At 64.7% G+C, this 13,968-nt stretch carries 13 protein-coding genes and 1 pseudogene; 11 read left to right on the top strand and 3 right to left on the bottom strand.

Features of this window, described 5'->3' with window-relative positions; translation table 11 throughout:
- Both BEN49_RS29175 and BEN49_RS29170 read right to left on the bottom strand, forming a co-directional pair.
- Positions 1–423 (bottom strand): Mur ligase family protein (locus BEN49_RS29175; protein ID WP_262490171.1); only part of this gene is annotated, 423 nt, incomplete at its 3' end.
- Positions 384–770, bottom strand: coding sequence for a Mur ligase domain-containing protein (locus tag BEN49_RS29170; protein WP_239691797.1), 387 nt, complete (start codon positions 768–770; stop codon positions 384–386). The genes BEN49_RS29170 and BEN49_RS29175, both read right to left, overlap by 40 nt.
- Before the next feature lie 477 nt (positions 771–1,247).
- Here BEN49_RS29170 and BEN49_RS03290 point away from each other — a divergent pair, with 477 nt between their 5' ends.
- Positions 1,248–2,699 carry a M16 family metallopeptidase gene (locus BEN49_RS03290; RefSeq protein WP_070740703.1) on the top strand — a complete coding sequence of 484 codons (1,452 nt, stop codon included), beginning with the start codon at positions 1,248–1,250 and terminating at the stop codon, positions 2,697–2,699.
- Between the two features lie 22 nt (positions 2,700–2,721).
- Entirely contained in the window at positions 2,722–4,227 is a 1,506-nt protein-coding gene (locus BEN49_RS03285) for a M16 family metallopeptidase (protein ID WP_083325723.1), read from the top strand.
- Positions 4,228–4,424: 197 nt separating this feature from the next.
- Here BEN49_RS03285 and BEN49_RS03280 read toward each other — a convergent pair whose 3' ends face one another.
- On the bottom strand, positions 4,425–5,174 hold the full coding sequence (locus tag BEN49_RS03280) for a DUF5602 domain-containing protein (RefSeq protein WP_125916468.1): 750 nt from the start codon (positions 5,172–5,174) through the stop codon (positions 4,425–4,427).
- Positions 5,175–5,555: 381 nt separating this feature from the next.
- On the opposite strand from BEN49_RS03280, the gene BEN49_RS03275 reads away from it, so the two are divergent.
- From BEN49_RS03275 to BEN49_RS03235, 9 genes and pseudogenes are all read left to right on the top strand, one after another.
- Complete coding sequence (locus BEN49_RS03275; RefSeq protein WP_070740698.1) at positions 5,556–6,485, top strand: hydrogen peroxide-inducible genes activator; 930 nt, start codon at positions 5,556–5,558, stop codon at positions 6,483–6,485.
- Between the two features lie 183 nt (positions 6,486–6,668).
- Entirely contained in the window at positions 6,669–7,241 is a 573-nt protein-coding gene (locus BEN49_RS03270) for a Crp/Fnr family transcriptional regulator (protein ID WP_070740694.1), read from the top strand.
- A 179-nt stretch (positions 7,242–7,420) separates the two neighbouring features.
- Positions 7,421–7,753, top strand: a pseudogene (locus BEN49_RS03265) (DUF4267 domain-containing protein); the annotation flags it as partial.
- The gene (locus BEN49_RS03260) at positions 7,750–8,229 is read left to right on the top strand and encodes a DUF1772 domain-containing protein (RefSeq protein WP_070740689.1); all 480 of its coding nucleotides are present in this window, start codon (positions 7,750–7,752) and stop codon (positions 8,227–8,229) included. The pseudogene BEN49_RS03265 and the gene BEN49_RS03260, both read left to right, overlap by 4 nt.
- 220 nt (positions 8,230–8,449) lie before the next feature.
- Positions 8,450–9,304 carry an alpha/beta hydrolase gene (locus tag BEN49_RS03255; RefSeq protein WP_070740686.1) on the top strand — a complete coding sequence of 285 codons (855 nt, stop codon included), beginning with the start codon at positions 8,450–8,452 and terminating at the stop codon, positions 9,302–9,304.
- Between the two features lie 284 nt (positions 9,305–9,588).
- Complete coding sequence (locus BEN49_RS03250) at positions 9,589–11,223, top strand: ArnT family glycosyltransferase (RefSeq protein WP_070740684.1); 1,635 nt, start codon at positions 9,589–9,591, stop codon at positions 11,221–11,223.
- Positions 11,224–11,351: 128 nt separating this feature from the next.
- The gene (locus BEN49_RS03245; protein WP_094123095.1) at positions 11,352–12,233 is read left to right on the top strand and encodes a lysylphosphatidylglycerol synthase transmembrane domain-containing protein; all 882 of its coding nucleotides are present in this window, start codon (positions 11,352–11,354) and stop codon (positions 12,231–12,233) included.
- Between the two features lie 102 nt (positions 12,234–12,335).
- The gene (locus BEN49_RS03240; RefSeq protein WP_070740681.1) at positions 12,336–13,304 is read left to right on the top strand and encodes a hypothetical protein; all 969 of its coding nucleotides are present in this window, start codon (positions 12,336–12,338) and stop codon (positions 13,302–13,304) included.
- Positions 13,305–13,431: 127 nt separating this feature from the next.
- Positions 13,432–13,968, top strand: a 537-nt coding sequence (locus tag BEN49_RS03235; RefSeq protein WP_141765608.1) for a Crp/Fnr family transcriptional regulator, incomplete at its 3' end; no start/stop codon positions are given.

Genomic DNA, 13,968 nt, shown 5'->3' with positions numbered 1-13,968 from the left:
CGCGTGGCGCGGTCCAGCCGAAGCCGGGCAGGCCCAGGGCGGCCACGGCGCGCGCACGGGGCCCTGGTCGGCGCAGTAATAGAGGCGCCGGAACTGGGGGCCCTCGAACAGCCGCAGCTTCTCGCGCAGCTTCTCCTCTTCCGACGCAAAGCCGGCGTCGTGGGCCGTGCCGAGGGTGGTGAAAATACCCTCGGTGGGCTGGATGACGGCGGCCAGCCGCGCCATCTCGCCCACTTCCGAAATGCCGGCCTCGAACAAGCCCAGCGTGTGGCGCTCAGGGCTCAACTCCCACACGCTCAGCGGCACGCCCACCTGCGAGTTGTAGGAGCGCGGCGAGCGGCAGACGACCTCGTCGGGCCCCAGCAGCTGGGCCAGCCACTCCTTCACGATAGTCTTGCCGTTGGAGCCCGTGATGGCCCACACGGGGCCCCTAAACTGCCGGCGGTGCGCCGCGGCCAGCGCTTGCAGGGCCCCAGCGGGCTGGCCACGGCCACGAGCCCCGCGTCCGGGTACGCGGCCAAGCCGCCGGGTAGTGCGGCGTTTTCCTCCACCACGAACAGGCGCAACCCCTGGGCATAGGCCTGCGGCAGGTAGCGGTGGCCGTCGTGGCTGGGGCCCCGCAAGGCCACGAACAGGGCCCCGGCGGGCGGCCCGGCGCGGCGGCTGTCGAGCACCAAGTGGCGCACGGCGGCGGCCGGCTCAGCGGGGCCCTGGAGCAGGTGGCCGCCGAGCAAGGCCGGCAAATCAGCGAAAAGCAAGGGAGGTAGCACGGGGCAAAGGTCGGGCCCCGGGCGATGTAGCGCAGCGCGCGCAACGATTGAACGGGCGGAGCGGTACCCGCGGCGCTTGGTGTGGCGTGGACATTGCGCGTCCGCGACGAGTGCAGCGAGTGCGACGATTGAACGAGCCATTAAAGCGGTTTCGCATTCAGTGTGTATTGACTCGCCGCTGCGGGAACCTCACCCCCGGCCCCTCTCCAAAAGAGGGGGGTGCGTTCAGTTTTCTCGTTGACGCTGCCCGTTCAGGTACTGGCACCCCTCTCCGCAGGAGAGGGGCTGGGGGTGAGGTGTCCGTAAACGGACTCCGAAGCGGCGCTACCACACTCGCGGCGCTCGTCGCGGACTCGCAGCGTCCACGCTACATCACCCGGGCAACTATTCGTGCGCGGCTTGCATCCAATGGAGCAAGAACCTGCTTAATATTGCGTTACCTAGATTCATTTATCTTTCACCCTCTTTTTCTGCTGAATGAAACACTCTGTATTGTTGCGCCGGGGCGTGGGTTGCGCCCTGGGGGCCCTAGCCCTGGGCGCGTGCAGCCCCAAAACCGCGGCCGTGGTGACGACGGCCCCCGCGGCGGCCACGGCCACCGCGGCCGCAGTTGCTCCGGCGGCTGCCCCGGCCGGGCCGGCCTTCCAAATTCCGGTGGAGTACTACACCCTGCCCAACGGGCTGCGGGTGGTGCTCTCACCCGACCATACGGCGCCCACGGCCACCGTGGCCGCCTATTACGCGGTGGGCTTCCGCACCGAGCCACGCAACCGCACGGGCTTCGCGCATTTGTTTGAGCACCTGATGTTTCAGGGCTCACAGAACTTGGGCAAGGCCGAATTCATCGGGCTGATTCAGAAGAACGGCGGGGCCATGAACGGCTCGACGCGCTTCGACTTCACCAATTACTACGAGGTGGTGCCGAGCAACAAGCTGGAGACGATTCTGTGGGCCGAGGCCGACCGGATGCGGGGCCTGGCCATCGACCAAAGCAACCTGACCAACCAGCAGGGCGTGGTAAAAAGCGAGGTGCGCGTGAACGTGCTCAACCAGCCCTACGGCGGCTTCCCGTGGCTCGACATGCCCCAGAAGGCCAACAAGAACTGGAACAACGCCCACAATTTTTACGGCGACCTAAAAGACCTGGACGCGGCCAACCTGGCCGATACCAAGGACTTCTTCAAAACCTACTACGCCCCCAACAACGCCGTGCTGGCCGTGGTGGGCGACTTCGAGCCCGCCGAGGCCAAGGCCTGGGTAACCAAGTACTACGGCAACATCCCGAGCGCCACGCCGCCCCCCAAGCCCGACCTCGCGGAGCCGCGCCAGGAAGCCGAGCAGCGCTTCACGAAGGACGACAAGCTGGCCGCCAAACCGGCGCTGGCCTTCGCCTACCACATGCCCGAGCGCAACACGCCCGAGTACTACGCCATGATTTTGCTGGACCAAATCCTGCTGCAAGGCAACGACAGCCGCCTCTACCAGGCCCTGGTGCAGAAGCGCGGCTACTCGGACGGCGTGCGCGGCGGCATCAACAACGACCTGGGCAACCAGTTCAACTACGCGGGGCCCATGCTGTGGATGGGCAGCCTCACCTACGACCCCGCCGTGCAGGCCGACTCGGTGGTGCACGTGCTCGACCGGGAGGTCAGCCGCTTGACTAGCAAGGGCATCGACCAGGCCACGCTGGACCTGGCGGTGGTGAAGATGCGCTCGGCGTTTTACGACCAGGTGAGCGGCTCCACCAATTTCGGGCGGGCCGACTTGCTGGCCGCCTTCGCGTTGTTCGACAACGACCCAGCGCGCATCAACAAGCTGGAAGGTGAGTTTCGCAAGGTGACGCCCGCGCTGCTGCAAAAAACCGCGCAGGAGTACCTGCGCCCCACCAACCGCACGCTACTCATCGTCAACCCGCTGGCCAAGAGCTAGCCCATCCTGCTTTCCATACTGTATGAACAAGCTAACCATCGGGCTGCTTGCCACCGTGCTGGGGGCCCTGGCCGCGCCCGCCCAGGCCCAGGCGCCGGCAAAAAAAGCCCCCGCCCGGCCCATCAAAAAAACCACCGCCAAGGCCACCACCCGCGCCGGCGGCGTGGCCAACGCCGTGGCCGCCCAGGCCCCCACGGCCCCTAAAGAGGCCCCGCCCGTGGGCAGAGCCCCGCGCGATTTTGCCCTGCCCGCCAAGGAGGAATTTGTCCTCGAGAACGGCTTGCAGGCCCGCCTGGTGCCCTACGGCCAGGTGCCCAAGGTGACGATGATGGTGGCCGTCCAGGCCGGCAACGTGCACGAGGGCCCCGACGAGGTGTACCTGGCCGACCTGCTGGCCAAGCTCATGAACGAAGGCACGGCCACGCTCTCAGCCACCCAGCTGGCGGAGAAAGTGGCGGCCATGGGCGGCTCGCTCAGCATTTCGGCCGGCTCCGACCAAACCTACCTCTGGGCCTCGTGCCTGTCGGAGTACGCGCCCCAGCTGGCCACGCTGCTCGCCGACGTGGTGCAGCACCCGGCCCTGCCGGCCAGCGAAGTGGCGCGCCTCAAAACCGACATGAAGCGGCAGGCCAACCTCTCGCGCTCGTACCCCAGCACCCAGGCGCGCCAGAAATTTACGGCGGCCATCTACGGCGACCACCCCTACGGCCGGCCCATCCCCACGGATGCCCAGCTGGACGCGCTGACGCTGGAACAGGTGCAGAACTTCTACAAGACGCAGTTTGGGGCCCAGCGCACCAGCGTGTACGTGGCCGGTCGGTTCGACGCGCCCGCGCTGCGCCAGGCCCTCACCGCCGCCTGGGGCCCCTGGGCCAAGGGCCCCGCGCCCCGCATCGAGGCGGCCAAGCCCCTCACCCGGGCCCAGGTGCTGACCCAGGACCGGCCCAGCGCGCCGCAATCGACGCTGGTGGTGGGCCTGCCGGCGGCCGACCCCACGAACCCCGACTACATCCGGCTGCGGGTGATGAACTCGCTGCTCGGCGGCTCGTTCGGCTCGCGCATCACCCGCAACATCCGGGAGGACAAGGGCTACACCTATTCGCCCTACAGCTCGGTGGGCACCCACTACCACACCGGCGACTGGAGCGAAACCGCCGACGTGACGACCAAGGACACGTACAATTCGCTGCACGAAATCGTGAACGAAATCGAGCGGCTCCAGAAAACGCCGCCCTCGGCCGACGAGCTCAAGGGCATCCAGAACTACGAGAGCGGCATGTTTGTGCTGCGCAACTCCAACCCCGGCGGCATCATCAGCCAGCTGAATACCTTGGACTTGCAGGGCCTGCCCGACACCTTCCTCACCGAGCAGGTGAAAAACATCAACGCCGTGACGCCCGAGCAGGTGAGCGCCACGGCCCGCAAGTACGTCCGCCCCGAGGCCATGACCATTGTGGTGGTGGGCGACCAGAAAGTGGTGGCCCCGCAAATCAAGAAGTTCCAGGATTCGCTGAAAAAGCCGCTGTAGGGTCCCTGGGCCAGCCGCGTTTGCACAAGGGCCGTTCCAGTTACTGGGGCGGCCCTTTGCGTTTAGGGCCCCTCTCAACAGGGCGTTGTCATTCCGACGCAGGAGGAATCTGAGAACCGTCCTCAACTAGTTTTACCCAGATTCCTCCTTCGTCGGAATGACAACCCCAACTGGCTTCCCGGGGCCCCAGCCGGGGCCTACCGCTTCACGAAGTTGCTGAGCGACACCTCGTAGCTGCCGTCGGGCTTGGCCAGGATGCTGAAGTGGGTGGGGTAATAGCCGGGGGTTTCGTACTGCGCCGGCTGCTTGATGTCCTGCTCCAGCGTGGGGTTGGTGCGCAGGTAGCTCAGGGCCACCATGGGCTCCCAGAAGGTGACGTGGCCGTTGTAGGTGCCGAAAACAAAGGTTTCGGTGAACGGCTGCCCGTGCAGTTCCGGGCTGCTCACGTCGGTCCAGTGGGCCCCCATGGCGGGCACGCCGCCGGGGTTTTTCACGTAGCCCGTGGGCAGGTAGGCGGCGGCCGGCACCTTGTCGAACCCGGCTGGGTTCACGGCGTAGGGCGGAATCTGCATCACCTCGGCCATCGGCATCATGTAGAAGTGAAAGTCGAAGTGGGGCACGTCGTAGATGCCGGCGGGCTCGTGGCCCAGCGGGTTCCAGTCAATCATCACGTGCTGGAACGGCGTTTTTTGGGTGGCGGCGTCGGGCAGGGCCAGCATGTATTCCGTGGCGGGCACCGTGGCCGGCAACTGGTCGAGGGCCCCTTTGCTGAGCGTGAAGCCCATGGCCGTGGGATTGCCCTGGCCGTCGAGGTTGACCCAGGTATTGGCTTTGCCGTTGCCCATGGCCACGGCGGGGGCCGTTTGGGTGCTGGGCTGGCTGGCATCGTCTTTCGCGCACGCGCCGAGCAGCAGGGCCAGGCTGGCGCACAAACACAAATTTTTCATAGCGGATGTTGGTAAGTGTGAATGGAAGGCCCCGGCGCGATGCCAAACACCGCAAGCGAGTCGAGGTAATATTATAAAATTAATATATTTAATATAAAATCCTATCCCTGCCGCTTTTTTTATTCCTTGCCCCCTGCTTTCCAATGGCCCGCATGCCCGCTGCCTCTCCAGGGCCCCCAGCCAGCTGACAACCCACCGTTTTAGGGCCCCCAGGGCCCCGGGTTGGCGGTATCGCCAGGGCTTGGCCGGCCGCGGCGGGAGCAATTCGCGAAGCGGCGCGCCGTGTTGCCGACGGGCCGCGACGCGGGAGAAGCAACCAAACCAGTCATAATCAAATCTGCTGTTAAAGTTTATTTTATAATCAAACGTTATATTTGTACCATGAATCTGCAGCAACTCACCTACCTGGTGGCCCTCGACACGCACCGCAGCTTTGGGCTGGCGGCCGAAAAAAGCTTCGTGACCCAGCCCGCCCTCAGCGTGCAGGTGCAGAAGCTAGAGGACGAGCTGGGCGTGCTGCTGTTCGACCGCAACAAGAAGGGCGCCGAGCCCACCGCGGTGGGCATGAAGGTGATAGCCCAGGCCCGGCAGGTGCTGCGCGAGGCCCAGCAGCTGCGCGAGCTGGTGCAAGTGGAGAAGGGCGAGATGGTGGGCGAGCTGCGGCTGGGCGTCATCCCCACGCTGGCGCCTTACCTGGTGCCGCGCTTCTTAGTGGGCCTCACCACCGCCTACCCGCAGCTGCAGGTGCGGGTGGAGGAGCTGCGCTCGGAGGAAATTATGGTGCAGCTGAAGGACCACCGCCTCGACGTGGGCCTGCTCGTGACGCCCCTCGACGACCGCCAGTTGCGCGAGCTGCCCGTGCTGGAGGAGCCGTTTCTGACCTACGTATCGGCCAACCACCAGCTGGCTGGCAAAACTCAAATCGAAGCGGCCGACTTAAAGGCCCCCGGCATGTGGCTGATGCAGCAGGGCCATTGCTTCCGCCACCAGGTGCTGAACCTGTGCGCCGCCACCACCGACCCCAACGCCCACGTGACCTACGAGAGCGGCTCCATCGAGACGCTGATGGAGCTGGTGCGCCGCCACCAAGGCTACACGCTGGTGCCGGAACTGGCCGTGCTCGACGAGCTGGACACGAACCCGCTGGTGAAGCGCTTCGCCGACCCGCAGCCCGTGCGCGAGGTAAGCCTGGTGGTGCACCATGGCTTTGTGCGCGTGCCCCTGCTCACGGCCCTGCGCCAGCTCATCCTGGAAAGTGTGCCCGAGCGTCTGTGGGCCGGCCAGTCGGGCGCCAAAGTGCGCTGGCGCTAACACGCCCGTGGCGTGGATGCTGCGAGTCCGCGCGGCTGAACGACGGCTGGTGGCAAGTGGTGAGAACCTTCGAAATGCCCGGTGCATGGCCCGTGGTTGCGCTGGCCACGCGGTACTTTTGACCCGCTTCTGTTGCTGCCCGCTCCGCGGCCCGGAAGCAGCGCCCAACAGGGCCCCTAGCCGATGCACGAAACCCTGCTGGTAGCTATACGCCACTTCATTGCCCTGGCCCCGGCCGAGGAAGACCTTATCCGGCAGTGGTTCGTGCCCGAAACTTTGCCCAAAGGCGGCTACTTCCTACGGCCCGGCGAAGTGAGCCGCAAAGTCGGCTTCGTGCTCCAAGGGGTGTTTCATTACTTCCAGGGCGGCGACGGCCAGGAACTGACTTATTACTTCGGCCGCGAGCAGGAATTTATCGGCGACTACGCCAGCTTTTTGTCGGCCCAGCCGGCTACCCATGGCATCCAGGCCCTGGAGGAGGCCCGCGTGCTGGCCATCTCCGCCGACAACCTCCAGCGGCTCTACCGCGAAGTGCGGGAAGGCGAGCGGCTGGGGCGCCTCATCGCCGAGGCCCTGTTTGTGGACGTGCTGCGCCAGCTCACCTCGTTCTACGAAGACGCGCCCGCGCAGCGCTACGCCCGCTTCGTGGGCACCTACCCCGACTTGCAGCAGCGCATTCCGCAGTACTACATCGCCTCCTACGTCGGGGTCAAGCCGCAGTCGCTGAGCCGGATTCGGGGCCGCGCGGCTTCCTAGGGCGCGCCGCATTTATGCACTTGGGTGAATGACTGGGGGCAGGGCCGGAGCGGACCTTTGTGCTGTACCAACCTCCTCTCCGTTATGCGTCGCACCCTCACCCGCAGCCTTAGTCTGCTGCTTGGCCTCGGCATGGTTTTCATCGGCTTGCGCTTCTTACTGGCGCCCCGCGCGGGGCCGAAGGCTTTGGCGTGTTCCTACCCCCGGCCGATGTCCATTACGCCTTCCACTACGCCAAAGGCATCCGCGACGTGTTCTCGGGCCTGCTTCTCGTGGCCTTCGCCGGGCTGGGTTACGACCGGCCCCTGGCCTGGGTCACGCTGCTCGGGGCCCTGATTCCGGGCGTGGACCTAGCCGTTGTACTGGCCCAGCCCACCGCCTCGCTGGCCTTTGAGCTGCCCCATATGATTGCCATTGGCTTGCTCCTGGGGTTGGCGGCTTCCTTGTTCACCACTTCCGCTACTCCGGCGGGCGTTCAGCAGCCGGCGCAACTTAGCCGGCACGCAGCATGAGCCCGCTTTGGTCTTCTGGGCTGGTGGCCCTGGCCCTGCTCAGCAGCGGCGTGGTGTACGGCGTCGACGTTTTCTTTGCGCTCATTGCCCGCACCGCCCTACGGCGGGTCGATGCGGCCAGCCTCACGCAGGTGCTGGGCCACCTGCACGCGGTGGCTGATGCCCGCATGCCGGTGTTTGGGGTGGCGGCCCTGCTCAGCACCGGCGGGCTTTGCTGGGTGGCCGGCGGGTGGGCCACGCTGCCCGGCCGCCTCACGCTGCTGGCACTGGCCGGGTTACTGACGCAGCTAGCGGCGTATGCACTCGTGGCCCAGCCAGTCAACCAGCGCCAAACCGCCGCGGCGCGCCAAGGCCAAACCCCGCCCGATGCCCGCGCCCTGCAAGACCGCTGGGACAGCGTGATTGGCCTGCGGGCCGGGGCCCTCACCGTCGCCGTAGCAGCCCTAATTGGGGTTGCGCTGCACTTGCCCCGGTAAGCCCGACGCACGGCGAGCAATGGGCTATTTGGCGGCGCGGGCTGGTAAAATGTTGCGCCGCCGGCGGCGCTTGCTCCCCGGCGGGGGCCCTCGCGTGGCCGCCGTCCGGTGCGCCGGGGGTAAGGGAAAGCCGCGGTAAGCAACGCAACGGCCAACCCAGGGGCTACTTGCCACCCTTGGGTTGCGGCGGTGGGCGCTATTTTATCCTTAAGCTTGGGGCATGATTGTCTTTCGCACTGTGTTCCGCGCGCTCCTGCCGTGCTTGTTTTTACTGGCCGCCCGCAGCGTGGGGGCCCAAAATCCGGCGGGGCCCCTGGCCATTGGCCAAACGTTCACCCTGGCGTCGAAGGTGCTGGGCGAAACCCGGCGCATCAACGTGTACCTGCCGCCGGGCTACGCCGATTCGGCTGCGCTGCGGCTGCCCGTGTTGTACATGCCCGACGGCGGCTTGCAGGAAGATTTCCTGCACGTGGCGGGCTTGGTGCAGGTGTCGGTGGGCAACGGCACCATGCGGCCGTTCCTCCTGGTGGGCATCGAAAACACGGCGCGCCGGCGCGACCTGACGGGCCCCACCACTAACCCAGACGACAAGAAGATTGCCCCGCGCGTGGGCGGCTCGGCCGCGTTCCGGCAGTTCATCCGCACCGAGCTGATGCCCGACATCAAGCAGCGCTACCGCACCACGGCCGAAACGGCCATCGTGGGCGAGTCGCTGGCTGGGCTGTTCGTAGTCGAAACCCTGCTGCTGGAGCCCGATTTGTTCGACACCTACCTCGCCTTCGACCCCAGCCTGTGGTGGAACAACGCGTACCTGGTGCAGCAAGCGGGGCCCCTACTCCGCGCCCACCCCGGCCCAGCCAAAACGTTGTACCTGGCCACGAGCAACGAGAAACAAATTGTGACTGACACCCAGCAGTTTGCCAAAGTGCTGGCTAGTCCCGCTGGACACGGCATTACTTGGCACTACGACCCTTTACCGCAGGAAACCCACGGCACCATTTACCACCCGGCGGCCCTCAAAGGGTGCCGGCTGGTATTCAAGCCGGCGCCCACCAAGGCATCTGGAGTGCACTGAGGGGCCCCAGGCTGTAGCGTGGACGCTGCGAGTCCGTGCGGCTGAACGTAGCTGCCCGATAACCGGCAGAACGAAGCGCAGCTGTAGCGCGGACTTTGTAGTCCGCGGCTCTGAACGGTCGCTGCCCAGTAGTTGGCAGGCGATTACCGGCAGGACGAAGCGAGAGCCGCGGACTACAAAGTCCACGCTACAGCCTGGTCGGCGACCGTTCAAACGCGCGGACTCACAGAGTCCGCGCTACAGCTTGGAGCCGTAGTTTTGTGGTTTACCGTCCCTTTGCCCGCATGTCGTCGTTTACCCTGTGGTTTCAGCAGCGCCCGTGGGCGCTGATGGTGCTGTGCCTGCTGGTGCTGGGCCCGGCGCTGTTCATCCACCTGGGGCTGCTGCCGCTGCAAGTGGACGAGCCCATTAGGGCCCTGGTAGCGCTGGAGCTGAAGGACTCGGGCAACTACTTCGTGTCCACGCTGCAGGGCGTGTACTATTATAACAAGCCGCCGCTGTACAACTGGCTGCTGCTGGGGCTGTTCAATATTACCGGGAGCCAGTCGGAGCTGGTGGTGCGGCTGCCCACGGTGTTCTCACTGCTGGGCTACGCGGCCACGCTGTTCGTGGTGGTGCGGCGGTATTTGGGGCCCCGGCTGGGCTTCGTGGCGGCGTTTGCGTTCATCACCTGCGGGCGGATGTTGTTCTGGGATTCCTTCCAGGGCCTCATCGACACGCTGCACGCCTGGATAACGTACCTGGGCTTTGCGGCCGTATTTTATTTCGCCGAGAAGGGGCAGTGGCGGCGGCTGTTTGTGCTCACCTACGCCCTCACGGCGGTGGGCTTCATGCTGAAGGGGCTGCCGTCCATTGCGTTCCAGGGCATTACGCTGGTGGTGTTTTGCTGGTATTCGAAGAACTTCAAGCGGTTGTTTTCGGGGGCCCACTTCCTGGGCATCGGGGTGTTTGTGGCCCTGGTAGGCAGCTACTTTCTGGTGTACAGCCGCTACAACTCGCTGCACGACTACTTCCTCACCATCTGGGACCAATCGAGCCAGCGCACGGTGGCCGAGCAGCCGCTCTTTAAGTCCGTCGTGCACGTGCTTACCTACCCGTTCGATTTCCTGGGTTGGTTTGCGCCCTGGACCTTGCTGGTGGTGTGCCTGGTGCGCCGGGGCTGGTGGCAAACCATTCATGCCCACCCGTTTCTAAAGTTCAACGCCCTCATCTTCCTGGCAATAACACCCATTTTCTGGCTCTCGCCGGCCACCATTCCGCGCTACCTGTTCCCGCTCATCCCGTTGCTCATCACGGTGATGATCTACTTCTACGACCACTACCAGGCCCAGGGCCCCTGGCAAAACCGGGTGGTCGATGGGGTGCTGCTCTTTGTGCTCTCGGTGGTGGCCCTGGTGCTGCTCGCCCCGCCGTTCCTGGCCCGCATTGCCGACGTGCCGGGCCTGTACTGGAAAACGGCGCTGGTATTTGGGGCCCTGCTGGGGCTGGCGTATCTGTACCACACGCTGCCCGCGCAGCGGCTGGTGGTGCTGTGCGCCTACCTGCTGTGCCTGCGCGTGGGCTTCAACTGGTTTGTGCTGCCGGCGCGCTACAAAACCAACGACATTGTGCCCTACCGGGCCGCCAGCATCCGGGTGGGCCAGCTGACGAAGGGCCAGCCGCTGTATGTGTACAAAGACTCGCACCTCGACAACGACGAAGCCTTCTACATCACCCGCGAGCGGGGCGCCATCACCCGCGCCCTGCCCGCCCCCACCGACATGGGAGCCTACTACCTGGCCGAGGACTGCTACCTCGCAGGCCGCCGCTACCACCGCTACTTCGACTTCGTAATCGACCGCCAAATCCACCTCAACCTGGTCAAGTTCGACGACGCCGAGCCCGCCCCCGGCCAGCCCCCAGAACTGCCCGCCCGCTAATTAACCCCGCTCACCACTGCTAGGGTTTTGGTGCTTGGTTATTGATGTTCAAGGCCGTCATGCTGAGCGAAGTCGAAGCATGATGGCCTGATCAAACATTGTCAATATCAAATTAATCTCCCACGCCCTTGCCCTTCCTCCCCCACCGCCCGAAGCTGCGCCAGGCCCTCATTCTGGGGGCCAAGCTGGCGTTTGTAGTGGGAGCCTTTTACTTCGTCTTCCAGCACATCAGCGTGGGTGAGGTGCGGCGGGTGCTGGCCACGGCGCAGCCGGGGTGGCTGGCGCTGGCGGCGGGGCTATTTGCATTGTCGAAGTGGCTGTCGGCGCGGCGGCTGAACTACTTTTTCCGGGCCATCGGCGTGCCGCTGACGGAAGGTGAAAACCTGCGCCTGTACTGGCTGGGGATGTACTACAACCTGTTTTTGCCCGGCGGCATCGGCGGCGACGGCTACAAGGTGTACCTGCTGCGCCAGCGCTTCCCCGGCAAAACCACGGCCCTGGTGCGGGCCCTGCTCCTCGACCGGGTGAGCGGGGTGCTGGCCCTGGGTGTGCTGGCGGGCGTGCTGCTGGCCTTCGTGCCGGCCGTGCCGCTGCCCTGGCGGGGGCTGGTGCTGGCGGGCGTGCCGGTGGGCGTGGCGGCCAGCTACTGGGCCAGCGGCCGGTTTTTCCCCGAGTTCCAGCCCCTGTTTGGACGGGCGGGGTGGCTGGGCCTGGGCGTGCAGGGGGCCCAGGTGCTGTGCGCGTGGGCCATTTTGGCGGGCACGGGCACCAGCAGCCAAATCGTTGATTATCTGATGGTATTTCTCGTCTCGTCGGTGGTGGCGGTGCTGCCGCTCACGGTGGGCGGCATTGGGGCCCGGGAAGTCACTTTCGTGCTGGGGGCCCAAGTGCTGCACCTGGATGCGGCCGTATCGGTCACGGTCAGCCTCACGTTCTACCTCATCACGGCGGCAGTGGCGCTGCCCGGGGCGGTATTCAGCTTTAAGGCCCCGGCAGCGCCGGCGCCGTAGCGGCCGTTTTGCTATTGAGAGGCCTTTCTCAAGCACAGAATGGTTGCAAGACGGATAGCATACTTGGCATCAGCATATTCTCGTCGCCCATCTTCCTTCGATATGAAGATTCTTCCAACGGCGTTTTTTCTTCTTTTAAGCACGGCCGCCACGGCTCAGAATCTGAGCGTGGTAACGACGGATAGCTCCCGCATCGAAACCCGGCTATACCCTGGCGGCAGGGAGGTCAAAGAAATTTTGACTGCCAAAGACCTGGTTTACTACCGCTTCTACCGCAACGATCAGACGGTAGCTACTACCACCGGGACTCGTACCAAAGCCGGCCGCCCAACCGGCATTACCCGGGACTATAATGACCGGAACCAGCTATTGTACACCGTTGACCACGACCGCGGTACCTGGCGCGTAGCAGATAAGCAGCTGTACCCTTTCTACGGGATTCAGGACCATATGCGAGCCAAGGCTGACAGCACTATTGCGGCTATTTACGGCCGTCAATTTTTACTGACCAGCACCGTCTGGAACGTGCAAGGCTCCGCGATATACAACGCCAAGGAATCTGGAAACTGGACTGATAGCTTTGTCGCAAAGCCCACGAAGTTCCTGTTCCGTTATGACGTAAAGTTGAGCCCCAGGCGTGTGTACCCCGAACTGATAGAATTCGAGTTGGACGCCAACGGCAATTTCATTCCCAATGAGTTTGAAAGGATCTTCGGGTTCGAGAAACGGCCCCAGGTGCCAACCCCAAAATTTACGCTGGCGTACCGGTCCACCATTGAAATGACCAGAAAGAAAAGCGGCGCACGCAATCAACCATTGTCCGGTTTTTTGAAGTGGGAAAGCTTCAAAAAACCCGCACTCTACAATGGGCACTTCCGCTTTTATGTGCCCATCAAAACCGGTACCCTCACCGACCTTCATCCCAAAGGCCGTTCCAGCGTAACCGACCGGTTCGACGTTTATGTGTTCAACCCTTGGACGGGGGCCTTCATCGAAAAGAAAAAGATGAAAGCAGTGCGGTCCTGGGAAGAGCGCAGCGGCAACAGCTCCGGCTTGGTGCCCGATAACTGAGCCCGGCTAGGGGCCCTAAACCCGGCTGATCCACGGCACCCGTTTCGCCAATGCTTCCTCAACGGGGCTATATTAACTCAGCAGCCCCGCTGCCTGTTATGCCGAAGCGCTCATTCTATTTTCCGCCATGCCCACTCCGCTCACCGCCGCCGAACTGTCCACCGTCACGGCCTTTGCCGGGCTGCCCGACGAGACCCTGGCCTGGCTGCTGGCCCACGGCGAAGACCGCCACTACGGCCCCGACGAAACCGTGGTGCAGGCCGGCGACGCGGCCCAGTACATGATGGCCGTGGTGGCGGGCGGCATCCAGTTTTTTTTCGAGCGCAACGGCCGGGCCGAGCCGGTGTTCCGCATCGAGGCGGGGCAGGTGAGCGGGGTGCTGCCTTACTCGCGCCTGCGCACCATCAACGGCCGGGGCGTGGCCGTGGGCGACACCCACATCTTGCTGCTGCACCGCGACTTATTTCCTGAGCTGGAGCGCACCAGCCCCGAGCTGATCCAGCGCTTGGTGGGCCTGATGAGCGACCGGGTGCGCGACCAAACCCGCAACCAGGAGCGCGACGAGAAGCTGCGGGCCCTGGGCAAGCTCTCCGCCGGCCTGGCCCACGAGCTCAACAACCCGCCGCCGCCATCCAGCCCGGGCCGCCGCCACGCTGGGGCCGGC

Origin of the sequence: Hymenobacter coccineus (assembly GCF_001816125.1) — a bacterium.
In the GTDB taxonomy this organism is placed as follows: Bacteria; Bacteroidota; Bacteroidia; order Cytophagales; family Hymenobacteraceae; genus Hymenobacter; species Hymenobacter coccineus.
This window is presented reverse-complemented; position numbering and strand designations above follow the sequence as displayed.